18 protein-coding genes are annotated in these 26,020 nt (G+C 37.3%); 17 read left to right on the top strand and 1 reads right to left on the bottom strand.

Annotated elements, in window-relative coordinates:
- Window positions 1-141: 141 nt before the first annotated feature.
- From ACIR310F_RS23750 to ACIR310F_RS0115740, 16 genes are all read left to right on the top strand, one after another.
- Window positions 142-1,293: a glycosyltransferase family 4 protein gene (locus ACIR310F_RS23750; protein ID WP_028084667.1), complete on the top strand. Its 1,152-nt coding sequence runs from the start codon at window positions 142-144 to the stop codon at window positions 1,291-1,293.
- Window positions 1,294-1,310: 17 nt separating this feature from the next.
- Complete coding sequence (locus ACIR310F_RS0115810; protein ID WP_028084666.1) at window positions 1,311-2,516, top strand: glycosyltransferase family 4 protein; 1,206 nt, start codon at window positions 1,311-1,313, stop codon at window positions 2,514-2,516.
- A 25-nt stretch (window positions 2,517-2,541) separates the two neighbouring features.
- Complete coding sequence (locus tag ACIR310F_RS0115805; RefSeq protein ID WP_028084665.1) at window positions 2,542-3,687, top strand: glycosyltransferase family 4 protein; 1,146 nt, start codon at window positions 2,542-2,544, stop codon at window positions 3,685-3,687.
- 33 nt (window positions 3,688-3,720) lie between these two features.
- Window positions 3,721-5,580, top strand: coding sequence for an FN3 associated domain-containing protein (locus tag ACIR310F_RS0115800; protein WP_028084664.1), 1,860 nt, complete (start codon window positions 3,721-3,723; stop codon window positions 5,578-5,580).
- A 251-nt stretch (window positions 5,581-5,831) separates the two neighbouring features.
- A complete protein-coding gene (locus ACIR310F_RS0115795; protein WP_035368173.1) occupies window positions 5,832-6,488 on the top strand; it encodes a sugar transferase in 657 nt (218 codons plus the stop codon).
- Between the two features lie 124 nt (window positions 6,489-6,612).
- Window positions 6,613-7,269, top strand: coding sequence for an acetyltransferase (locus ACIR310F_RS0115790; protein WP_028084662.1), 657 nt, complete (start codon window positions 6,613-6,615; stop codon window positions 7,267-7,269).
- A 15-nt stretch (window positions 7,270-7,284) separates the two neighbouring features.
- Complete coding sequence (locus tag ACIR310F_RS22780; protein WP_051289689.1) at window positions 7,285-12,033, top strand: MupA/Atu3671 family FMN-dependent luciferase-like monooxygenase; 4,749 nt, start codon at window positions 7,285-7,287, stop codon at window positions 12,031-12,033.
- Window positions 12,034-12,341: 308 nt separating this feature from the next.
- A complete protein-coding gene (locus ACIR310F_RS22775) occupies window positions 12,342-12,596 on the top strand; it encodes a phosphopantetheine-binding protein (RefSeq protein ID WP_035368171.1) in 255 nt (84 codons plus the stop codon).
- A gap of 23 nt (window positions 12,597-12,619) precedes the next feature.
- Complete coding sequence (locus ACIR310F_RS22770) at window positions 12,620-12,919, top strand: hypothetical protein (protein WP_051289687.1); 300 nt, start codon at window positions 12,620-12,622, stop codon at window positions 12,917-12,919.
- A gap of 9 nt (window positions 12,920-12,928) precedes the next feature.
- The gene (locus tag ACIR310F_RS0115770; RefSeq protein WP_035368169.1) at window positions 12,929-13,654 is read left to right on the top strand and encodes an SDR family NAD(P)-dependent oxidoreductase; all 726 of its coding nucleotides are present in this window, start codon (window positions 12,929-12,931) and stop codon (window positions 13,652-13,654) included.
- Window positions 13,651-15,012, top strand: coding sequence for an ANL family adenylate-forming protein (locus ACIR310F_RS0115765; RefSeq protein ID WP_028084660.1), 1,362 nt, complete (start codon window positions 13,651-13,653; stop codon window positions 15,010-15,012). Before ACIR310F_RS0115770 ends, ACIR310F_RS0115765 begins: the two co-directional genes overlap by 4 nt.
- On the top strand, window positions 15,009-16,061 hold the full coding sequence (locus ACIR310F_RS0115760) for a 3-oxoacyl-ACP synthase III family protein (protein ID WP_028084659.1): 1,053 nt from the start codon (window positions 15,009-15,011) through the stop codon (window positions 16,059-16,061). The genes ACIR310F_RS0115765 and ACIR310F_RS0115760 overlap by 4 nt, the downstream gene beginning before the upstream one ends.
- A gap of 12 nt (window positions 16,062-16,073) precedes the next feature.
- Entirely contained in the window at window positions 16,074-16,700 is a 627-nt protein-coding gene (locus ACIR310F_RS0115755; protein WP_028084658.1) for an acetyltransferase, read from the top strand.
- Between the two features lie 64 nt (window positions 16,701-16,764).
- A complete protein-coding gene (locus tag ACIR310F_RS0115750; RefSeq protein WP_035368166.1) occupies window positions 16,765-18,303 on the top strand; it encodes a Rieske 2Fe-2S domain-containing protein in 1,539 nt (512 codons plus the stop codon).
- Between the two features lie 6 nt (window positions 18,304-18,309).
- Complete coding sequence (locus tag ACIR310F_RS0115745) at window positions 18,310-19,443, top strand: DegT/DnrJ/EryC1/StrS family aminotransferase (RefSeq protein ID WP_028084656.1); 1,134 nt, start codon at window positions 18,310-18,312, stop codon at window positions 19,441-19,443.
- A gap of 21 nt (window positions 19,444-19,464) precedes the next feature.
- Window positions 19,465-21,651 carry a GumC family protein gene (locus tag ACIR310F_RS0115740; RefSeq protein ID WP_155963858.1) on the top strand — a complete coding sequence of 729 codons (2,187 nt, stop codon included), beginning with the start codon at window positions 19,465-19,467 and terminating at the stop codon, window positions 21,649-21,651.
- 483 nt (window positions 21,652-22,134) lie between these two features.
- Here the strand turns inward: ACIR310F_RS0115740 and ACIR310F_RS27395 are convergent, their stop codons facing one another.
- Window positions 22,135-22,260 carry a hypothetical protein gene (locus ACIR310F_RS27395; RefSeq protein WP_269208378.1) on the bottom strand — a complete coding sequence of 42 codons (126 nt, stop codon included), beginning with the start codon at window positions 22,258-22,260 and terminating at the stop codon, window positions 22,135-22,137.
- Between the two features lie 273 nt (window positions 22,261-22,533).
- Between ACIR310F_RS27395 and ACIR310F_RS0115730 the strand changes: the two genes are divergently transcribed.
- Window positions 22,534-25,926, top strand: a complete 3,393-nt coding sequence (locus tag ACIR310F_RS0115730; RefSeq protein WP_028084654.1) for a phycobilisome rod-core linker polypeptide — start codon at window positions 22,534-22,536, stop codon at window positions 25,924-25,926.
- Window positions 25,927-26,020 lie beyond the last annotated feature (94 nt).

Genomic DNA, 26,020 nt, shown 5'->3' with positions numbered 1-26,020 from the left:
TCACTGTTGGTGGTGTTCCTTCTCTGGTAATTTTTAGCAGTTCTGACAGAAAAATACTCCTCTCTCACCCTCCTCTTATCAATGAGAGAAAACAAACTCCCCTTTATAACTAAATGACCAATTACTCATGAGTAATTACCTATGTTAAAAATTCTTCATTTAATTAACAGTTTAAATAGAGGTGGAATTGAAATGTGGCTACTTTCTATGCTGCGACAAATTCCCAGAAACCAATATCAGATGGATTTCTGTTGTAAAGGACAAAATCTAGGTGCATTAGCAAATATTGCAGAAGAATTAGGTGCAAAAGTATTTCATTGTCAATTAAATTTTGCTCATTTTGGCTTTATTAACAATTTAAAGCGGATTATCATAGAGGGAAATTACCAGATTCTCCATAACCATTTAGAAGCTTATAGCGGTCTTGGTACTTGGCTAGGTAATGAATTAGGAATCCCAGTGATTACCTCCTTTCATAATACGAAATTTTTTACTCCCCAAACACCATTAACTCGTCGTTTTGTAATTCGACAATTACGGTCAATTTACGCAAAATTTAGTATTCGCTACGCATTGGAAAATTCTCATTTAGTTACAGGTTGTTCTCAGGGAGTAATTGATAGTTTGACAGGTTTTGATCAAAACATAAAAAATTCCGGTCTTGTTTTAAATTATGGTGTGAATATTCCCGATTTAGCAACACCTGAAAAATGGAAAGAGTTGCGTAATTCCTTTGGTTGGACTGAAGACACCCCGATTATTCTTCATGTAGGAAGATTGATAGAACAAAAAAATCATTTAGGATTACTTTCTATATTCCAAAAAGTTGTAGAAAAGATTCCTACAGCCAAACTGTTGTTAGTAGGAGAAGGTCCATTACGAGGATTAATTACAGAAAATATCACTAAACTTGGACTTATAAATGCAGTTAAGTTACTCGGACTGCGTGACGATATTCCGGCATTAATGACTTGTGCTAACGTTTTTTTATTTCCCTCTTTTCATGAAGGATTTGGGCTAGTTGCTATTGAAGCTAATGCAGCGGGATTGCCAATTGTTGGTTCAAAAATCCCCGGTTTAATAGAAGCAGTCAAAGATCGAGAAACAGGTATTTTACATGAAGTAGAAGACCTAGAAGGCATGGCTAAATCAACGATTGACATCATCAATAATCGCCAATATGCTCAAGACCTTGCTCAGGCTGGAAGAGCCTGGATAAAAAGTAAATATTCCACGGAAAATAGTGCCAAAGGACTAATAGAAATTTACCATAATTGCCTAATCAAAACATAAAAATTAAGCTCAAAAAAATGGATGTATTAGTAACAGCCAGCGCCCACTTTGCGATAACAAGTGATGGTAAGCTGTGGACTCCAAATCAATCATTAGATTATCACTTCTGGTCTCGATATTTAGACGTATACGATGAAGTTAAGATATTGGCACGAGCAAAACCGTATCAATTACCACCATCCGGCTGGAATCAAGCTTCAGGACCAGGAATCAAAGCGATACCTTTACCCGACTATCAAGGCGGGTCAGGCTTAGTAAAAAACTATACTCCGATTAAGAAAACTGCGATCGCGGCGTTAGCGAATACAAAAGCCGTACAAATGCGTTTATCCTGTGATATCGGTGCAATTGTCTGGCGGTGTTTAGCATCTTCAAGACCTTACGGAATAGAAGTAGTTAATGATCCTTATGATGTCTTTGCCCCTGGTGCTTACAAGCATCCTTTGAGAGCAGTTTTTCGGAGATGGTCAACGTGGCAATTACAACGTCATACCGCCAATGCTACCGCTGCTGCTTATGTAACAGAATACTCATTACAAAAGCGATATCCGCCGAAAAACGGGGCATTTTCCACTTATTTCTCCAGTATTGATTTACCCAACTCAGCCTTTGCGGCTGCACCGCGAGAGCCAAGAACAGGTATAAAATCATTTACGCTTGTTAGCGTAGGTACATTAGCACAACTGTATAAAGCACCAGATGTCTTAATTAAAGCCATTGCAATTTGTGTACAAGAAGGGTTAGATCTACAACTAATTTGGGTGGGAGATGGTAAGTACAAATCAGAATTGCAAACATTGGCAGCGGAAAAAGGTATAAATAAGCGAGTCACATTTGGCGGATATTTATCCACCAGAGATCAAGTAATTGAGCAATTGGATCAAGGGGATCTTTTCGTTCTCCCATCATACCAGGAAGGCTTACCAAAAGCCATGATTGAAGCCATGGCGCGAGGGCTACCTTGTATTGGCTCAAATGTAGGGGGTATTCCCGAATTATTACCAGAGGAGGATATGGTTAACCCTGGTTGTCACATAGCACTGGCACATAAAATCCGAGAAGTTGTCACTAACCCATACCGTTTAGCAACTATGTCAATTTCCAATTTAGAAAAAGCCAAAAATTACAAAGAAGATATTTTGCAAAAACGCCGAATTAAATTCTACAACCATGTCAAAGAACAAACGCAGACATGGTTATCAAGCCAGACAAAATCCTTTTAAATTATCTATCAACCTCTAAATAAAAATGAATAAAATTTTAATAGTAACAACAATTCCTAGCACTATTAATGCCTTTCTTTTACCTTTTGTCGAACATTTCCGTGCCCATGGTTGCAAAGTAGATGCAATGGCGCGGGGAATCAGTACAAATGCTCAATGTTTAGCCGCATTTGATCAAGTCTGGGATATAGAATGGTCAAGAAATCCCCTAAATCCATTGAATTTAATAGCTGCTCCTCAGATGATTCAGAAAATAGTTGAAAAAGAGAAATATGATATAGTTCATGTTCACACACCAGTAGCAGCTTTCGTGACTCGCTATGCTTTAAAAAACCTGAAAAAGCAACTTAATACAAAAGTCATTTATACAGCTCATGGTTTTCATTTCTACCAAGGAGGTAAAGCTTTAAAAAATGCTTTATTCCTAGCTTTAGAAAAATTAGCTGGGTATTGGACGGACTATTTAGTAGTGATTAATCGTGAAGATCAAGCAGCAGCTCAAAAATACAAACTTGTCTCATCAGAACGGCTTAATTATATGCCAGGAATTGGCGTAAATTTGCAATATTATAAAGCTGATTCTATCTCTTTAGAAGATATTGAGAAATTACGTCAAGAATTAGGACTAACAGCAAACACTAAATTGCTGTTATCAGTAGCTGAATTTATTCCCCGAAAAAGATTGTCAGATATTTTAAAAGCATACTCTAATTTAAACAGACCTGAAACCTGTTTAGTTTTTGCTGGAGATGGAATATTAATGGAGGAAATGCAGCAGTTAGCAATTAAATTAAATATTCAAAATCCAGTCCGATTTTTAGGAATACGTCGGGATATTCCTATTTTAATGCGTACCGCAGCAGCCACAATTTTAGTTTCCGAGCAAGAAGGTTTACCCAGATGTGTAATGGAAGCTATGTCCTTAGAAACTCCAGTAATTGGTACAAATATTCGCGGAACTAGAGAATTATTAGAAAATGGGTGTGGTTTACTTGTAGAAGTGGGTGATATAGAGGGAATAACAAAAGCCATGACATGGATATTAGATCATCCAGAAAAAGCGACAATTATCAGTAAAAAAGGACGAGAAAAAATAGCTGATTATGACATAAACCAAATTATTAAAATGCACACAGCTTTATACACTCAAGTTCAGACACCAAACTTATAGCGATTCACAAACATTAAAAAATGTGCAATAATTATGAACAAATATCCGGTATTATTAGCTCTTTTTATCTGCATTTTTATAGTTTTCCAAAATGGAGTATTTCCACAAAACTTATCTGCATTAGCAACAAGAAAAGTTATTAATAACGAAAGAGGATTTTACTATGTATTTCCTTATAATGATCAGTGGTCAAAAGTTGGAGCTTATATAGGATTAGCTCATTATGATAGTTTTGAAGCCATGAATCAAGAAGCTATTAGAGGAATTCAGGGTCGTTTTCAACACTTTCATTCTCAGGATGAAAATAAATATGCTTATTTTCCCTATGCTGAATTAAAGGAATATGAAACTGACGAATTAAATCAAAATCATCCACCATTATGGGTTACTGCTAAGTATAAATATCAAAAAAAACCTGTAATTTTTGAATGGTTGTCAACAGAAAAAGCCCAAGGTGTGAATTTTGCTGATGAGCGTTATATAAATTTCTTTATTAAAAAATATGTCCGTAATAAACTACAAAAAAATTCCTATCAAAATATTTGGTTAGGATTGGATAACTGCGCTTTTAATTACAATTTATATGGTGTATTTGACGAAAAAAATAATTTTATAAATAACGTTAAATGGGAGAAACCATTTTCCCAAAATAATCAGGATTTTTTACAATCTGTCAAGTATTTTTTCAAACGAATTAAAGAATTAGCACCAGATATTAAAATTATTTGTAATGAAGGGAGTATTGCTGATGAAACTCAGTATAATCAAATATTTGCGAATACAGATGGAGTTATTTTAGAAGATTTTCTTGGTGAGATATATAATCAAGATGGAAATTATGCTAGAGATAAAATTTATCAAATTTATTTGCGAATGAAAAATTTTGCGACCAACAAAGTACAAATTTATCAACCTCATACACACGACCGAGATGAACTTATTCATGATATGTACCTTGGGTATTTAATTTTTGGTGGAGAAAATCGGTTTTTAAGTATGGATAATGATCAAAGTCAAGAGATTGATCCAAAACGATATATAGAAATTAAAAATGCTTTGGGTAATCCTACTTCTTCAGCAACAGACCAACAGCAAATAAATAAAAGTAAAGGATATCGTCTTTATTCAAGAACTTATGAAGGAGGAATTATATATTTTAATCTCACGGGAAAAACGCAAACCATAAAATTAAAATCAGGACAGAAATATTTTGATGAAGATCGTCGTCCAGTAACAAGCATTATCATCAAAGATAAAACAGCAAAATATGTAGTTTTTAGTCCACAATTCAAAGCCGAAAAACCTGTTATTAGTCCGGTTAAAGACGGAATAATCACCGGTGAAGTTCTTGTTAATATCGAGAGTAAAATACCCAAAGCAACTATTAGATATACGATTGATAATAGCGAACCAAATCAAAATTCTCCAATTTATACTAGTCCGATTAAACTAACTAAAAGTGCTATGGTAAAAGCTAAAGTGTTTAGTCCCAATGGTTCTACAAGTTGGACATCAAATACTTATTATAGTATGACCAATAAATTACCGCAAGTTGAATTTCATGTAAGTGCAGCCAGTGGAAGTGAATTTTTAAATATGGATTATCCTTTAGTAAAACTAAATTACGTGAGTGGGAAAAACGTAACTGTTAATTATTCAGTTGTAGGGGGTACAGCCAAGAATGATGGTATAGATTATAAATTAGGAAATGGTCAGTTGACATTTAAAGCTGGAGAACAGTACAAATATTTACCAATACCAATTATTAATGATGATCAAAAAGAAGATAATGAGACTATCAAAATTAAGCTTTATCAACCAATTAATGCCAAATTAGGAAATAAGAATTTATATACTTATACAATTAAAGATAATGAGGCATTGCTGAATTGAGGTATGAAAATCAAATATTCTAGTTCTTAAACTCTTACTCTCTGCGTCCTTTGCGCCTCTGCGTGATAAAAAATCATACCTGCATTCACCAACGCCGATAATGATTAAAGGTATTGACAATATGGCTATATTATCTTTTGGATTTTCGCTATATTTTTAATAAGGGTTTTGTTTCGTGCCAAGGTGTAAAGAGGCAAAGAAGAATATAAATGTCTGCATGAATATCTATAATATTAACAGAGTAGAGAAACATGAAAAATAGCGAATCACAAACTAGGAATTATAATCAATCTTACCTAAGATGGATTAGCAGATTTATCAAATTAGTATTAGATAGATTTGTCGCTTTTATCGGCATAATTTTTCTTTTTCCTATTCTGATAATTGTAGCAGGTGCTATTTATTTGCGTATGGGGAGTCCAGTTTTATTTATGCAACCCCGTCCAGGTAAAAATGCTCGGATTTTTAATTTCTATAAATTCCGCACCATGACTAATGAAAAGGATGCAAAAGGTAATTTATTACCTGACGAAAAACGCTTAACATCCTTTGGTGATTTTATCCGCAAAACCAGCTTAGATGAACTTCCTCAATTGTGGAATGTTTTCAAGGGTGATATGAGTTTTATCGGGCCACGTCCTTTGCGTGTGCAATATCTTGAACTTTATACTCCTGAACAAGCTCGTCGTCACGATGTTTTACCAGGAATTACAGGACTAGCTCAAATTAATGGTCGTAATGCTATTAGCTGGGAAACAAAGTTTAACTTGGATATTTGGTATATTGACAATTGGAATCTTTGGCTAGATTTGAAAATTCTTCTATTAACATTTTGGAAAGTCCTGAAGCGTGAAAATATCAGTCAGGAAGGATATGCAACTGCGCCGGATTTTAAAGGTCAGGAATAAATAAATCAGGTAAGGGTCAAGAATAAATAAATCAGGGCTAAAGCCCTGACTACAAACATGAGATCATATCTTGATGTGAAATTTCCGTAAGTCTTATAGATATCAAGTCAAGGATGGGAATTTTATGGACAAAGTTGTTATTTTTGGAAACAGTTTTTTTGCAGAAACTATTTACTTTTATCTCCAGCATGATTCAGATTATCAATTAATTGCGTTTACAGTTGATGAATCTCACATTACATCAGAAAGTTTCCATGATTTACCAGTTGTGGCTTATGAAAAACTTGAAAAATATTATCCACCAACTGAATACAAGTTGTTTATTCCTCTCGGTTATGAAAGATTGAATAAGCTACGGGCAGAAAAATATTATGATGCCAAAAATAGAGGATATGGTTTCATTTCCTATATCAGTTCTAAGGCTGATTATCATAATATATCTGTAGGTGAAAACTGTTTGATTTTAGAAAATAGTATCATAGAACCTCAAGTGACTATTGGTGATAATTGTATTCTTGCTGGTGGTAATCATATTGGACATCATTCGATAATTAATAATCATTGTTTCATTGCTTCTCATGTTGTTTTTGGTGGACGAGTAATCGTAGGAGAATACACTTTTATTGGCATGAATGCTACTATTAGAAATTCCATAAATATTGGCAAAGAAAATATTATTGGTGCGGGGTCAATAATTCTTGCTAATACGGAAGATCAAGCAGTTTACTCCCCAGGAGAAACTCCAAAATTTCAAGTTCCTAGTAATCTTATTCATATTTAAGGGAGAGAATAATTTATGACTGGTTTTTGCTGTTTTGCTGTTGGAAATGGGAATTTATCTATCAATTGTTTAGAACTTTTATTACTCAAAAACTGCCAATTATTAGGAGTATATTCACCGGATAATTCATTACAAGCATGGTGTGAAAGTCATGCAATTGAATACATAAGTTCTCGCAATCTTTTTCACAAAAGACTTTTGAGTGTTGAATATGACTATCTTTTTAGTATTAATAATGTTCAATGGATTATTCCCAAAAATGTAATTGCTAGAGCAAAAAAAGCGACTATTAATTATCATGATGCCCCACTACCTAAATACGCTGGTTTATACGCAACTTCCTGGGCATTACTAAACGGTGAGACCGAACACGCTGTCACTTGGCATCAAGTCGTTCACTCGCCAAAAAAAGATTTCATTGATGCTGGTCCTATTTTTAAACAAAAAATAGTGCCAATTCGCCCAGATGATACGGCCTTTACTTTAAATATTAGTTGCTTTGATGCTGCGATCGCTTCTTTTGATGAACTGACGGCAGAATTAATCGCTGGTAATGTTGAACCAATACCCCAGGATTTATCCCAACGAACTTATTTTGGTTATGAACATCGTCCGATTTCCCTAATATCTTATGATGTCAGCAGTAAAGATATTTGCAATTTAGTTAGGGCTTTGGATTTTGGTCCGGTATGGCTAGGCCAGGCAGGTTATCGCAATGAATTAGGTCAACCTAAAATCTGGCTACCAGGAGGGGTTGTCGTCGTCGGTTCTGCCCGGCCAATCATCTCTGAACATGGAACTCCTGGACAAGTTCTGATTTTAAATGCGGAAGGAATTAGTATTGCTACTATAGACGGGGCGGTGGAATTTGGTAATTTAAAAACATTAAATGGAAAAGATATTTCCCACCAAGAATTGCAACAATATTATGGTGTGCGGGTTGGTGATGTTTTACCCGTAATTAATGCAGAAACCAAAAAGGCAATTAGTCAGCGGAATATTGCTTTATCTCGTTATGAACAATTTTGGGTTGAAAGGTTGACAAAGTTTACACCTTTTCAACATCCCTATTTAGGGCGAGAAATATCCCATCAATTACCAGAGTTTTCATCTCCCCAACTGCAACGTTATCGGATTTTGTCCAATGCACCTGTAGAACCAAAGAATCTACTGGTGATGTTTGCAGCTTATTGTGTGCGATTAGCCGCAGAATCAAGTGGGGAATTTGATTTAGGACTGCAAACACAATTTCAGCGCGGTGTTACTCCTGAATTATTTTCGCAAATAGTTCCTTTCCGTGTGAATTTTGAAAAGGAAGTATCTTTTAGAGATTTTCAAGGGCGATTATCAGCGGATTTAAATTATATAAATAATTTAGGTAGTTTTAGACATACGCTATTAGGACGTTATCCTGAATTACATGATACGGAATACGGGCGGAATCTTTTTTGTAGGGGCAACTCCCCGTGGTTGCCGAAAATCTTTCCTGTGGCGATCGCATCTGTTCCTGCTCCCGATGCTTTAAAAGATTTGGCTGACTGGGATTTTATGAATGCTTCTATGGCCTTTGTGGCTTATGAGGATGGGAGTGACAGTGAGTTGGTACATAGGGGGGAATTGAGTGATGCGGACTCTAGGCAAATTGTCCAACAACTGGAGGTTTTTATCTCTGCTTGTTTAGAACATCCCGATCAATCTTTAGATAAGTTACCAATTCTTAACCTCAGCCAACAACAGCAGATTTTAGAGGAATGGAATCAGACTGCACAACCTTTCCCCGCAGATAAATGTATTCATGATTTAGTGCTGCAACAAGTAGAGCGGACTCCTGATGCTATTGCTGTGGTTTTTCAAGAAGCACAATTAACTTATCGGGAATTAAACACACAAGCTAACCAATTAGCGCATTACTTAATTTTACAGGGAGTTGGACCGGATGTGTTGGTGGGTTTGCTGATGGAGCGATCGCTAGAAATGATGATCGGGTTATTAGCAATTCATAAGGCTGGAGGGGCTTATCTTCCCCTAGACCCTGATTTTCCTCAAGAGCGTTTGGCTTTCATGGTAGAAGATTCCCAAGCACCCATTATTTTAACCAATTTAGCAGCAACCAGGGAAGATTGCCCCACGCGGGAAATGGGGAATCTGAGGATTATTCCCATTGATGCAATCAGGGCAGAAATTAGCCAACAACCGACGACGAATCCCCATACAGAAGTTAAACCAGAAAACCTCAGTTATGTCATCTACACCTCTGGTTCTACGGGAAAACCCAAGGGTGTGATGGTAGAACATAGAAACGTGGTTAACTTTTTCACGGGAATGGATGCAGTCATTAACCATGAACCACCAGGAGTATGGTTAGCTGTAACCAGTTTGTCCTTTGATATTTCAGTCCTAGAACTCCTCTGGACTCTAGCACGGGGATTTAAAGTAGTAATTTATGACCCCAAAGCAGAGCGGAAACCTGCTACTTCCGCCAGTTTAAAACAGCAAAATCGCTCTAAATCCATAGATTTTAGTCTTTTCTACTTTTCTAGCCATGAGAAGGGTGAAGATGCTGCGGACAAATATCGCTTATTACTAGAAGGGGCTAAATTTGCCGATACTCATGGGTTTAAAGCAGTTTGGACTCCCGAACGTCATTTTCACGCTTTTGGTGGCTTATTCCCCAATCCAGTGGTCAGTAGTGCAGCGATCGCTACCATCACTAAAGACATTCAAATCCGGGCTGGTAGCTGTGTTTCTCCACTACATAACACAATTCGTCTGGCGGAAGATTGGTCTTTAGTAGATAATCTCTCCAATGGTCGAGTAGGCATATCTTTTGCGGCTGGTTGGCAACCCAACGATTTCGCGCTGTATCCTGATAGATTTGCCAACCGCAAGGAAATCATGTTTGAGCAAATAGAGGAGGTACAGGCACTTTGGCGGGGAGAAAGCCTTGAGCTTACGAACGGAAAGGGAGAAAGGTTTTTTGTGCAAACCCTACCACGTCCCGTTCAACCGACACTACCAATCTGGATCACAGCCGCAGGTAATCCAGAGACTTTTCGTGAGGCGGGAGCTAAGGGCTTTAATATTTTAACTCACTTACTGGGACAAAGTTTAGAAGAATTAGCGGCCAAAATTGCCATTTATCGTCAAGCTTATGCAGAGAATGGACATTCTGGCGAGGGAATTGTTAGCTTGATGATACATACTTATGTGGGGGAAAGTAAGGAAGAAGTGAAGGAACTTGTGCGGCAGCCAATGCGGCAATACTTGGCCAGTTCTTTGGATTTAATCAAGCTTGCGGCCTGGTCTTTCCCCACATTCAAGCAGAAAACCACGAATGAGAAGGGACAGTTTTCGGTGTCCCATTTGTCTGACCCAGATATGAATGAGGTACTAGATTTCTCCTTTGAACGCTATTTTGAAACTAGTAGTTTATTTGGAACGGTGGATACCTGTGTACAGATGGTAGATCGAATTAAAGCGATTGGTGTTAACGAAATTGCCTGTCTGATTGATTATGGTGTGGATACGGATACGGTACTATCTCAATTACCGCTACTGAATGAATTGAAAGCACGAATCGCCTCTCAACCTACCACTGAATCCGTAGCCGATTTGATTAAGAGTCACCAGGTGACACATCTGCAATCTACTCCTTCTATGGCTAGTTTACTGATTGCAGACACCCCCAACCGCCAAGCTTTATCGCAGTTATCTAATTTAATGATCGGTGGTGAGGCTTTTACCGAAGCTTTAGCAAAGGAACTTCAGCAGATAATTCCCGGACAAATTCATAATATGTATGGACCAACAGAAACCACTGTTTGGTCTGCAACCCATACTTTAGCTCAAGTCAATGGAGTTGTTCCCCTGGGTCGTCCCATTGCCAATACTGAGTTATACGTTCTGGACAATAATCAGCAACCTGTGCCTGTTGGTATGGCTGGTGAGCTATATATTGGTGGTGTAGGGGTGACGCGCGGGTATTTAAACAGACCAGAATTAACTCAGTCAAGATTTATCCCCCATCCCTTTAGTAGGGACACTAACGCCCGTTTATACCGAACTGGGGATTTAGTTCGCTACCGCAGAGATGGTATTTTAGACTTTTTAGGACGCATAGATTTTCAAGTAAAAATACGTGGATATCGGATTGAATTAGGAGAAATTGAGACAATTTTAAGCCGACATGAAGCAGTACAAGAAGCTGTAATTATTGTTCGTGAAGATATCCCAGGGGATAAGCGACTTGTAGCCTATATTTCCAACCAGGACAACAACCAATGTCATGCAAGTATGAGAGAATACTTGCTTTCCCACTTACCTGAGTATATGGTTCCTTCTAACTTTGTTGTTCTGGAGAAGTTTCCCCTGACTCCCAACCATAAAGTTGACCGCAAGGCCTTACCTGCTCCCATGTTAGCACCTGTGACTGGGGATACTGTAAGCACCATAATACCCCAAAATCATGTTGAACAAACTCTGATAGAAATCTGGCAAAAAGTGCTTCAGATTTCCACCGTGGGAACTCAAGATAGTTTCTTTGATTTGGGAGGTAATTCCCTGGTTGCTGTGAGATTAATTGGAGAAATTCGCTCAGTATTTAATGTAGATTTACCATTGATTACTTTGTTCCAAGCTCCAACTATACTCGACATTTCTGGGCATATCATCACTAATTCCGCGAATCAGTTCACACCATTGGGTCAAATCTGTGCAAATAAATCCCGTCATGAAAAAGTTGAGATAGTGGGAATATGCGGATAAATTATGACTATTAATACAGGTGAATAATTGCAGACCCTAGAAGATTTTAGACTTGAGATTTGGAGATTATTGTTTCTGCTTTTATAAGAAGTGAGAATAAGGGGTGTGGGTCAATTCCTTTAAAATCTCAAATCTCAAATCCCAATTTCTGGAATTGACAAATTTATTTTTTGATTCTCAATCTTCATTTATCAATAAAGTGCCAAATTGACGAGACTATTTGAACGCATTGAGTATAGTTATTAATAACTGCTCATTTTTATTTATTAGATAGACTAGTAAATAAATATAATTTAGGATGTATAAATATGAAAAATCGCCAAGAAATACTAGAAATATTAGGTGAAGCGATGGAAATAAATAGTGCAGAACTTACAGAAGAAACATTACTAGAAAACTTAGGAGATGCCTGGGACTCAGTGGCTATACTATCGGTAATATCAATCATTGATAGTTATGCTCAGAAATCTATTCCTGTTAATCTTATAGTTGAGAGTAAAACGATTAAAGACCTCATTGATTTGGTCTATAGAAATGACAATCAAGTAATTAGTTGTCAGTAATTTTAATAATCAAGGAGAATAAGATGTTAGAGATGAAGAGAGAAGAAGTTGTCAAAATCATCAAAAGGGCATTTGCAGAAGTTGGAAATAAGTCAAATATTAATTTGCCAAAAAAATTAGATGAAGAAACGAGAATCTTAGGAGGAAATTCGCCTTTTGATTCTATGCACGTTGTCAATATTATTGTTCTGATTGAAGATTATATTGCAGATACATTTAACCTGAATATTACCTTAGCTAATGAGCATACTATGTCCCAGGGTAAAAGTCCATTTTTATCTATTAGGACATTGACAGATTATATAGTAGGTAATCTCATCTAATCTTCAACCATGAAAAATCTTCAAAATAGTCTTTATCAAGACCGTATTGTTTTAATTACTGGCACAACTAAAGGTATTGGACTGCATTTAGCAAAACATTTTTTAGAACAAGAAGCTATTGTTTGTGGTTTCGCTCGTTCTGAATCATCTTTGCAACACAAACAATACTATCATTATCGAGGAGATGTTACTAATATTAATGATGTTAAAGGAGTTATACAAGAAATCAGAAAAAAGTTTGATCATTTAGATATACTGATTAATAATGCAGGTATCGCGTCAATGAATCCTTCTATGTTGATGCCAGAAACTACTGCTAAAGAGATACTTGATATCAATATAATTGGTGTTTTTAATATGTCGCGGGAAAGCACTAAGTTGATGATGAAAAAAAACTATGGTAGAATTATCAACTTTAGTTCTGTTGCTGTTCCTATGCACATTGAAGGAGAGGCAATTTACGCATCTAGTAAAGCAGCTATTGAAGAATTTTCTCGGGTTTTTGCGAGAGAAGTTGCTAGATTTGGCATCACAGTTAACGTTATTGGACCTTCACCAATTATGACAGATTTGATTGCTAAAGTATCTCCAGAAAAAATTCAAAATCTTGTTAATAAAATGCCTTTAAGTCGTTTAGGAGAATTTAAAGATGTGGAAAATGTGATTGATTTTTTTGCTAGTGAAGCTAGTCAATACATTACAGGACAAGTTATTTATCTTGGAGGTGTTTCATGAAGAATCTTGAGAGATTTTTCTCCTATTTCGCAGATTATGATCATAAAACTGCTTTAATCTTGAATAATCGAAATTATAGTTATAATTGGATTTTAGAACGAATAGAATACTGGTCTTATATTTTGTCAGAGGAAGGTATACAAAAATCTGTTGTTGGTTTTCAAGGAGATTATTCCCCGGAAATTATAGCCTTATTCTTCGCACTCATGCGGCTAAAAAATATCTTAGTCCCTTTAGGTGTAATTAATCAGCAAGAACAAAAAAGATATTTTGATATCGCTAATCTTCGGTATATTCTGTCAATTGATAAACAAGAAAAGTTAGTAATTCAAGATTTAAAAACTATTGTAGATAATACTACTTTATCTCAATTCATTAAAGGGGAATCAGCGGGAATTATCTTATTTTCTTCTGGTTCTACCGGCACACCCAAAGGAATGCTTCATGATTGTGATAAATTATTATCAAAATATAATCATGGCAGAAAAACCCTCAATACTTTAGCATTTTTATCCCTGGATCATATTGGAGGAATCAACACTCTATTATATCAATTATCTAATGGAGGAATAACAGTCTTAACGGATGATAGAAAACCAGAAAATATCTGTCAATTAATTGAAAGTTGTCATATAGAATTATTGCCAGTCTCTCCAACTTTTCTGAATTTACTTTTGATGTCAGAGTCTTATAAAAATTATGATTTAAGTTCTTTAAAAATTATTAGTTATGGCACAGAAGTAATGCCAGAAAATACATTATTGGCTTTAGCTAATGCTTTTCCTGGGGTAAGTTTAAAACAGACTTATGGACTATCAGAATTAGGAATATTACCCACTAAAAGTGAAAGTTCTGAAAGTAAATGGGTTAAGTTAGGTGGGGAAGATTACCAAGTAAAAATAGTAGATAATATCCTCTGGATAAAAACTAATTCAGCTATGGTTAGTTATTTGAATGCTCCCTATCCTTATGATGATCAAGGTTGGTTAAATACAGGAGATGTGGTAGAAACAAAAGGGGATTATTTTAAAATACTTGGCCGTCAATCAGAAATGATTATTGTCGGTGGTTTAAAAGTCTTTCCCCAAGAAATAGAGAATATTTTAATCCAAATGCCGGAAATTGATCAAGTAACAGTTTTTGGTGAAGCGAATGCAATTACGGGAAATATAGTTGTTGCTGTAGTTAAACCCACAGATTTATCAATTGACGAACGGAAAATGAGACAACTGATTCAATCCTATTGTCAAGAAAAGTTACAAAGTTATAAAATTCCAGTTAAGGTTTATTTACACTCTAGTGAACATCACAATCATCGCTACAAAAAAATTCGTTCTCAAGTTAAGGAAATGCTATGAATAAAATAAGTATTCCTAATATCAGTATGCGAGGCATTGCGATCGCTTTACCTGAAAAAATTGAATTTAATCATCAATTATCCGATGTGTTAGATGATGAAGATATAGAAAGAGTTAGTCAAACAATTGGTATTTATAGTAGAAAGGTTGCTGGTGAGGGAATTACAGCTTTTAATCTGATGTTACAAGCTATAAAAAACCTTTTAAAAACTACAAATATTAGCAAAAAAAATATAGATTGTCTAGTGTGTATTACCCAAACTCCAGATTATTTAATTCCGGGAAATTCTTTTCTATTATCTCATCAATTAGGACTAAAAACAAGTGTTTTAACTCTTGATATCAATGCTGGTTGTGCCGGATTTACCCATGGTCTAATTGTCCTGGGAAAATTAATTAGTAATGGTGATATTAAATGTGGATTACTTGTGGTTGGAGATACACTTACAAAGCTAGTCAATCCTCAAGATAAAACCGAGAGGTTGTTATTTGGTGATGGAGCGGCTGCCTGTATTTTAGAATTTGATGAAAAAGGGAAAGGACTAACAGCTTGCTGGCGAACTATTGCTAGTGATTATAATAAGTTAATAGTTCCTGCTGGTGGTATGAAAACACCAACTACAGAACATACGAAAATTGTCAAAATCCAAGAAGATGGTAGCTATAGAAGTGAAAATGATTTAATTATGGATGGTGCTGCCGTTTTCTCATTTTCAATTAAAGAAGTTCCTGAAGTTGTTAACATAGCTTTAAAAAATTGCAATTTAAGCCATGAAGATATTGATTTATTTGTGTTTCACCAAGCTAATAAATTTATGGTTGATTATATCCGTAAGAAATTAAAACTTCCTGAAGAAAAAGTTCCTATTTTTGTAGAAGGAATAGGTAATACCAGTAGTGCATCTATCCCCATTGCTATTAGTCGTTATGCCTTAAATCAAGGCATAAATAAAATTAGTGGTCGGTTGTGTCTAACTGGGTTTGGAGTAGGTTTATCTTTGAGCAACATCATTATTGAAGTAGAAGATTTAATTGTCACTTGCTTATAATTTCACAATCTTATGAATAAAGAAAGAATAGCTGTGATTGGAGCAGGAGGTCATGCCAAAGTAGTAGCAAGTACGCTCATGGCCGCAGGACATCAAGTAGTAGGTTTTTACGATGATGATCTGCAAAAGAGGGGAAAGCATATTTTTGGTATTCCCGTTGTTGGTCCACTGGGCGAGCTTAAATATAACGATTTTTCTCATGCAATCATTGGTATAGGTGAAAATGAGGTAAGAAAGCGTTTAGTAGAAGAATTAAATCTTAATTGGATAACAGTAGTTCATCCCTATGCTTATGTTCACCCTGAAGTTAGTTTAGGCGTAGGTACTATAGTTTGTGCAGGTGCTATAGTCCATCCATATTCCCTAATTGGATCGCACGTAATTATTAATACTAAATCTAGCGTTGATCATGACTGCTGCGTCGAAGATTATGTACATCTAGCACTCTCCCACCTTGCCGGTGGTGCAACAGCTAATGAGGGAGCATTTCTAGCGCTGGGAAGCATTGTATTTCCAAAAGTTACAATTGGTGCTTGGGCTACTGTCAGTGCTGGTTCAGTAGCAATGAAAGATGTGATGCCAAACAGCATAGTCGCAGGTGTGCCGGCTCGGGCGATTAGAGAAGCTAATTTTAATTGACGCAAGAGGTAAAAGAGGATCAGCTTAACTACGGATAATTACCCCTACACATTCCCTATTCCCTATGAAAATTATTTCTCTCGGTCATGCAGGCCTCCAAGTAGAAACTAGAAATGCTAAAGTGCTAATTGATCCTTGGTTTTCACCCGAAGGGGCGTTTCTGGGTTCATGGTTTCAGTACCCAGCTAACCAACATTTGATCACCCCTGCACTGCTGCAACCAACGGCCATCGCTATTTCTCATGAGCATTTAGATCACCTTGACCCTTGGTTTTTGTCCCAAATACCAGCAAATACACTTATTATTATTCCTGACTATCCCTCACCAGTCTTAAAAAGAAAAATTGCTGCTGCTGGTTTAAAGGAAATTATCGAATTACCTCAGTGGCAACCAATAGAAATAGCTGAGAGCATTAGTATTTTCTTTGTATCAGAACAGTCACCAATGAACCATGATTCGGCGGTGGTTATTGTTGCTGAGGAGCAGACTCTACTTAATCTCAATGATGCTCGCTTGTCAGGATCTCAACTTAGCAGCATCCGTAACAAAGTAGGTGGAGTAATTGATGTGTTAGCACTGCAAGGAGCAGGAGCTTCTTGGTATCCCATCTGTTACGAGTACCCCAAAGAGCGTAAAAAAGAACTTTCCCAGAATAAGCGCCTAGCTAAATTTAAGTACATGGAACGGGCGATTACTATTGTTGAACCAGTCACAGTTATGCCTTGTGCTGGTCCTCCCTGTTTCCTTGATTCAGAACTGACTTGGGCAAATGCAGAGATCGAAGCCGGAATTTTCCCAGATCAACAGCAGGTAGTAGACTGGTTGGGGCAGGAGGGAATTAAAAATACTATGATTTTGCTCCCAGGTGATGCTTTTGATGTGACTACAAATCAAAAAACAGCCGATCCTATCTGGGATGATTTTCACTTTAGCAATCGCACCTCCTATGTGCAAGACTATGCTGAATCCAGAACTGGTAATCTTCTGGCTTTAAAGGCTCGTTACCCTCAACCTACCGCATCTCTTTACTTACCATTTTGCGACTATTTCCAGCGTCTTTTAGCAATGAGTCCTTACTTCAACAGCAAAATCAAGATGCGAGTTGGCTTTGATATCACAGGACCTGGAGGGGGGAAATGGGCGGTTGATTTTCGACCCGGTTTAGAAGGGGTATATGAAGAGATGGGTGAATGTAGTTATGGATACCGTTTTGCCTCAAGATGGCTTCCTTCTTTGTTAGATGGTTCCTTGTCTTGGGAAGACTTCTTTTTGTCCTTACGATTTCAGGTATGGCGAAATCCAGATATCTACAATGACCATCTTTTAGGACTCTTGAAATTTGCTTGTTCTCGGTCTCTACAAGCTGTAGAAGATTATGAAAACTCAGTGGATTTTCAAGAGCAAATTACAATCCATTGCGACGGAAGTAATTACTTGGTACAGCGCCATTGTCCCCATGCAGGTTTTGACTTACAGGAGGTAGGAGAGGTTTTACCTGGAGGGATTCTGCGCTGTCTAGGTCATCACTACGAGTTTGATTTAAATACCGGAAAATGCCTGAATGGCAAATCTAAATTACTCAGCAGCAAACGCGCTATTTAGGTGAATATGAATAAACCAATTCTTCTCTCAACTCCCCATATAGGATCTCAAGAATTAGCATTCGTAAAACAAGCATTTGATACTAATTGGATTGCTCCAGTCGGTCCTCATGTTGATGCTTTTGAACAAGAATTTTGTCAAATAACTGGCGCTGGTTATGCTGCTGCTGTCAGTTCGGGAACTGCGGCTTTACATTTAGCCTTACAATTAGTTGGTGTAGGGTCAGGAGATGAGGTTTTTTGTTCTACTTTAACCTTTGCTGCTACTGCTAATCCTATCATTTACTTAGGCGCAAAACCAGTTTTTATTGATAGCGATCGCATTTCCTGGAATATGAACCCAGAATTGTTGCAGGAAGCTTTACAAAAACGTGCCTATTTTGGTAAATTACCAAAAGCAGTTATCCTTGTACATTTGTATGGTCAAAGTGCAGATATTGAACCTATTCTCCAAGTTTGTGATCAATATAATATTCCCCTAATTGAAGATGCAGCCGAGGCTTTAGGTGCTACCTACAAAGGACTTTCTCCTGGTACTTTTGGGCGAATTGGTATTTACTCTTTCAATGGTAATAAAATCATCACTACTTCTGGTGGAGGAATGTTAGTTTCTGATGATGATCAATTAGTTATGAAAGCCAAATTTCTAGCAACTCAAGCCCGTGATCCTGCACCCCATTATCAACATTCAGAAATCGGTTATAACTATCGTCTGAGTAATGTTTTAGCAGGTATCGGTCGTGGTCAATTACAAGTTTTAAATGAAAGAGTAGCAGCGAGACGACGCAATTTTGAAATTTATCAATCTGCTTTGGGAGATTTACCAGGAATCGAATTTATGCCCGAAGCTAATTTTGGACATTCCACACGCTGGTTAACGGCTTTAACAGTTGCGACCGAGGCTTTTGGTGCAGATCGAGAATATATTCGTCTTCAACTTGCTAAACAACAAATTGAAGCTCGTCCTGTATGGAAACCATTACACCTCCAACCTGTGTTTTCTGAATGTGAATGTATTGGTGGTGAGGTCGGGGAAGATTTATTTGTGCGCGGTCTTTGTTTACCTTCTGGTTCTAATCTAACAGACGAAGATTTAGAAAGAGTAATTTCTGTTATTACAGCTATTTACTCGACAACTTAAAAATACCCAAATTTAATGATTATGGAACTACAAGAATCCTCTATATCACCGGCAAAATATTGGACAATTCTCAAACGTCGTTGGTTAGCAACTTTATCTATTAGTATTGTTGTTTTTGGGATATCACAGTTAGCAACGTCTTTGAAAAAACCTGTTTATGTAGCAGAAGGTAAGTTACGTTTTCAAAGAAATAATTCTACTTCTTCTATGACCGGACTAGGAACAGAAATAGGCAAATTAGTTCCTCTCATGGAACAAAGTAATCCCATGAACACAGAAGTAGAAATAATACGTTCTTTTCCGGTAATAGAGAAAACTATTAACAGTTTAGAACTCAAAGATGATAAAGGACAGGCTTTAAAAACTAAGCTATTTCTCAAAAACCTCACTATCAAAGAAGTTAAAGGTGCTGATGTTCTGCAAATTACCTACACAGATAGTAACCCAAAAACTGCTGCTCAAGTTGTAAATGAGCTAATCAAAGTTTATTTGGAGCAGAATTTATCTTCACGCAGAGCGGAAGCAGCCGCAGCTCGCAAATTTATAGAAAGACAACTACCACAAGCCGAATTAGTCATGCGTCGCTCTGAATCTGAATTAGCAGGTTTTAAAGAGAGAAATAAGATTGTTTCTTTACAGGAAGAAGCCACTCAAGCAGTAGAAATCATGGCTAATTTGCAATTAAGAATGAACGATACTCAATCTCAATTGGCTAATATTAAATCCCAATCTCAGGTAATAAGTCAACAATTGGGAATGAGTCCAGAACAGGCATTATTAATGACTTCTATTAGTCAAATCTCTGGAATACAAGATATTCTTAAAGAAATCCAACAGCTACAATCAAAATTGGCAAATAGGCAAACTATTTTGGAGAATAGTCATCCAGAAATTATAGACCTGCGAGACAAAATAATCTCTTTAAACAAGGTTATTGATCAGAGGATAGCTCAAGCATTAGGTAAAAATAAACTACAACCACAAGGTAATTTACAATTAAGTGCATTACAACAGCAACTCTCTACTAGACTCGTGGAATTAGAATCTAACCGTCTAGGTTTAGCAAGTCAAGTCAATTCTTTATTAAATTTACAATTTGCTTATAAACAAAGATTGAATAATTTACCCAAATTGGAAGAACAACAGCGTCAGTTAGAACGTAAACTACAGGCAGCACAATCTACCTATTCCCTGTTACTTCAAAAGTTACAGGAAAGCAGAATAGCCGAAAATCAAAATTTAGGTAATGCTACTAAGATATCTGAAGCACAAATTCCTGATGAATCTACCTTCTCTGCTATGGGTTCTTATCTAAGTTCAGCCTTAATTAGTATATTGGCGGCCTTGATTACTATATATATTCTAGAACGGCAAGATAAATCTATTAAGACTGTTGATGAAGCTAAAGAATTACTGGAACTGACTTTATTGGGAGTTATTCCTACAGCCAGTAAGTGGAAAAGATCCTCTAGCAATCAGGATGAAAGTGATCCCTATAATCAAAGTATTATCATTCGAGATTTCCCCCGTTCTTCCATTAGTGAATCTTACCGAATGTTAAGGGCAAATCTCAATTTCATGAGTGCTGATAAAGAGCTAAAAGTTATTGTTGTCACCAGTTCTGTACCCAAAGAAGGTAAATCAACGGTAGCAGCCAATTTAGCTACAGCAATGGCACAAATGGACCGTCAAGTTTTACTAATAGATGGAGATTTGCACAGTCCAGTTCAGCATAAAATTTGGGACTTGATGAATAATCAAGGTTTAAGTAATTTAATTATTAAAGAAGAGGAAATAACTGCTACTATCAAAAAAGTCATGCCTAACTTGGATATCTTAACTTCTGGCATAGTTCCTCCTAGTCCGGCCTCTCTTCTAGATTCTCAGAGAATGGCAACTTTAATGGCAAATTTTTCTGATAAATATGATTATGTAATTGTTGATACTCCAGCTTTAAATGTCGCTGCTGATGCTGTTACTTTAGGACAAATGGCCGACGGTGTTTTATTAGTAGTTCGTCCTGGTATTGTTGATTCTGTTAATGCTACTTTTGCTAGGGAACTATTAGCAAAATCTGGACAAAATGTCTTAGGACAGGTGGTTAATAGTGTCATCGTTAAAAATGAACCCCATAGCTATTACTACTTCCAAAAAGAAGATTATCCACAAACAATTCATCAAGAGTCTCAAGAAACTGTAAAAGTTTAGTTTAGTGAGGATTTACTAATAAGTATTGATTAACGTAGTGAGGACTAAAGTCCTCTTTTGCTTTTTCCCCGTAGTCAGAACTTTAATCCTCTTTTTGAGATATTAAGTGAACAAAATCAGGGCTAAAGCCCTGACTACGAAAGAAAAATTATAATTTTTACTGCCACCCTTGCGTCGCTCCTGTTCTCGAAGAAGTCAGGGATATGCTTTATGCTTATGCTTATATTTATAAATTTACTTTTTATTATTTATATCAATTTCAAATGCTATGCGTTAGTTTATATTTAAATCTAGTAATAGCTTAGTCCTTACACATAATTTATCAAACCATGGACTAGTTACTGCGTATCTCTGCCTTAATGCAAAGCACACCATTATAGATAATCGTTTATTTAATAAACTGTTTAGCATTTAAATTTGACAAAATCAGTCATTTAAAATATTATAGGTGGGCATACCTTTTAATATTTATACATATATAATTTAGTTACGCTTTAACTCATCAATAACCACAAAAATAAGATAGCGGTTTACCAAGCTGGTATCAATATAGCCTTGATCATTTTTGTCTACCGTCTGTTCTTTGCCTTTATGAATAAGCTTAATCATTAAATTGGTGCAAAATATGGGATAAAATCTATGTTCATCCCAAAAAATAGAAGTATGTATCTTCTGGAATATCAAATTTAGATTACAGATTCGACATACTTCTTAATAAACCAACAGCGTCAACACAAAACGTTCTAATCTAAAAATTGAACTGGGTTAATTTACTGGGTTTTGCCAGCGTCATATTCACAAATACGCAAAAATGTCAAGCCTTAAAAATAAATAACTCAGGCTTAACACATAAACGATTATGATAGGAGTTTTAAAAAGCTAATGAGTGTTAAGGCAAGCGGTGGAAGCTCAGTTGCGCGTCCGCAACTATATCAAACCCTACCTGTGTCCACCATTTCCCAAGCGGAACAACAAGACCGCTTTTTAGGAAGAGGTGAACTAAGTGAACTGGTCAGTTATTTTGCCTCTGGGGCAAAACGTTTAGAAATCGCCCAAATTCTCACAGAAAATTCCGAAATCATCGTTTCTCGCGCTGCTAACCGGATTTTTGTCGGTGGTTCACCTATGGCTTTCTTAGAAAAGCCTCAAGAACGAGAATTGGCAATGGTCGGTGCTGATGCTAGTCTGCAAGAGGGCATGAAATTAGGAACAGTCACCTACGTTGAAAGTCGTGGTGGTTTCTTGGAAAACCTGCGTTCTATTTTCAATACTTCTGCTGGCGGACCGACACCTCCGGGCTTTAGACCCATTAACGTCGCTCGTTATGGTCCGGGTAACATGGCCAAGAGCTTACGGGATTTATCCTGGTTCTTGCGCTATGCTACTTATGCCATTGTCGCTGGTGACCCTAATATCATCTCTGTAAATACCAGAGGTTTACGGGAAATTATTGAAAATGCCTGTTCCTCTGAAGCGACTATAGTGGCTTTACAGGAAATCAAAGTGGCTTCTTTATCTTATTTCCGCAAAGACGCGGCAGCTACAGAAATTGTGACTCAGTACATGGATGTATTGCTCACAGAATTTCAAGCGCCCACACCTTCAACGAAGGTCCGCCAACGTCCCACTGGTGATCAACAAGGGTTACAACTACCCCAAATTTACGCTAACGCGGCTGAAAATCGTCCCAAATACGCTATGAAGCCGGGTCTGTCTTCTAGCGAAAAGACAGAGGTGATCAAAGCGGCTTATCGTCAAGTATTTGAGCGCGATATTACCCGTGCTTATAGCTTGTCTATTTCTGATTTGGAATCAAAAGTTAAAAATGGCGAAATCTCCATGCGGGAGTTTATTCGTCGTCTTGCTAAGTCTCCCCTTTACCAAAAGCAATTTTACCAGCCTTTTATTAACAGCCGGGTAATTGAATTGGCTTTCCGTCATATTTTAGGACGGGGACCTTCCAGCCGCGAAGAAGTGCAAAAATACTTTGCTATTGTTTCTAAAGGCGGTTTAGCGGCTTTGGTGAATGCTTTGGTAGATTCTACCGAATACAGCGATTACTTTGGCGAAGAAACAGTACCCTACATTCGGGGTCTGGGTCAAGAAGCTCAAGAGTGTCGCAACTGGGGACCACAGCAAGACCTGTTTAAATACAGTGCGCCTTTCCGTAAAGTACCTCAATTTATTACAACTTTTGCGGCTTATGAACAGCCATTAGCTGATCAACATCCTTATGGTTCTGGTAATGATCCCTTGGAAATTCAATTTGGGGCGATTTTCCCGAAAGAAACTCGCAACCCCAGCAGCAGTCCAGCACCTTTTAGTAAGGATACCCGCCGGATTTTGATTCACCAAGGACCTGGTATCAATAATCAACTTAGTAACCCTAAAGCCCGTGGTGTAGCTCCAGGGACTCTAGGAGCTAAAGTCTTCAAATTAGACCAATTACCAGGAACTATTGGCAAAAAAGCCGCTAAGGGAGCAAGTGTTAAGTTCTCTGAAAGTTCTACCCAAGCGGTAATTAAGGCTACATATTTACAAGTTTTCGGTCGTGATGTTTATGAAGGTCAACGGCTGAAAGTTGCAGAAATTAAGCTGGAAAACGGCGAAATCACTGTCCGTGAGTTTGTACGGATATTGGCTAAGTCGGATTTATTCCGCAAGATGTATTGGACTTCTCTCTATGTGTGTAAAGCGATTGAGTATATTCACCGTCGCTTATTAGGTCGTCCTACCTATGGTCGGGAAGAGAACAATAAGTATTTTGATATTGCGGCTAAGAAGGGTTTCTATGCTGTTGTTGATGCTATCATTGACAGTGATGAATACAGCCAAGCTTTCAATGAAGATACTGTTCCTTACGAACGCTATTTAACTCCTGCTGGTGTGTCTTTACGTCAGTTGCGCGTGGGTACTATCCGCGAAGATTTGGCCAATGTTGAAAAACAAGCAACCCCGCGCTTTGTGGAATTGGGTGCAGTTACAGCAATGCGGACTGAACCAGATATTAATTTCCGCATTAATCAAGGTGTTACTAAGCAACGTGAACAAACTAAGGTCTTTAAATTAACAGCAGTTGGTAATGATAAGGTTGCTGTTGATACTGTAATTAGCGGTGCTTATCGGCAGATTTTCGAGCGAGATATTGCTCCTTACATTTCTCTCAACGAGTTCACGAGTCTAGAAAGTAAGTTGGTGAATGGTGAAATTACGGTGAAGGAATTTATTCAAAGTTTGGGTTACTCTAACCTGTACTTGAAGGAGTTTTATACACCTTATCCCAACACGAAAGTAATTGAGTTGGGTACTAAGCATTTCTTGGGTCGCGCACCTATTGATCAAGCAGAAATCCGCAAATATAACCAAATTCTCGCTACTCAAGGTATTCGTGCCTTTATTAGCTCTATGGTGGAGAGTGTGGAATATCGTCAAGTCTTCGGTGAAGATACTGTTCCTTACCGTCGCTTCCCCACTTTACCTGCTGCTAACTTCCCCAATACTGAAAAGCTTTACAACCAGCTAACTAAGCAAAATGATGATTTGGTTGTTCCCAGCTTTAAAACAGTTAAGCCTCGGATTAAAACTGAGAATACACCAATTTTGGCGAAGGCGATCGCTGATTTAGCAGCCCAAAGTAAGAAAATGGACAAGACTAAACCCTTGTTTATTGAGTTGGGTCGCTCTTTCAATGATGGACGTGGACAGTCTGTAGAAGTTGGTGTAGGCACAAGCAGACGTAAACCAATTCGGATTTACCGCGCTACTACTGGCACAAATTCCCCGGAAACCAATCAGGTAATTAATGCTATTTACTGTCAGGTAATGGACGTATTTAGTGGTCAAGTTCCTGGTTATTTCCGTCGTTCTGACTTAGATAGCAAATTACGTAATGGTGAAATTACCGTGCGTGAGTTTGTCCTGGAATTAGCTAGTTCCGAAATCTATCGCAAACGGTTCTATACTCCTTATCCCAATACCAAGGTAATTGAATTTTTATTCCGTCACCTGTTGGGACGCGCACCAGCTACCCAGAGCGAAATCCGTCAATACAACAAATTATTGGCTGATAGCGGTTTAAGGGCTGCTGTAGAGGGAATTGTCAATAGTCCTGAATATGCTCGTTATTTTGGTGAAGACGTAGTACCTTACAAACGCTATCCCTCTTTACCAGCGGGTAACTACTTGGGTAGTGTACAAGCTGAGGCTGATTTGGTGAAACAATCTTGGTCTAGCTTGTCTCCTGCTGTTTTAACAGGTCGTCCTAGCAATAGGTAGGTTAATGGGTAATGGGTAATTGGTAATTGGTAATGGGTAATTGGTAATGGGTAATGGGTAATGGGTAATGGGTAATGGGTAATAACTCTACCTC

Source organism: Dolichospermum circinale AWQC310F (assembly GCF_000426925.1).
Lineage (GTDB): Bacteria > Cyanobacteriota > Cyanobacteriia > Cyanobacteriales > Nostocaceae > Dolichospermum > Dolichospermum circinale.
The sequence above is the reverse complement of the archived record's forward strand: the minus strand, read 5'-3'. Positions and strand labels throughout refer to the sequence as shown.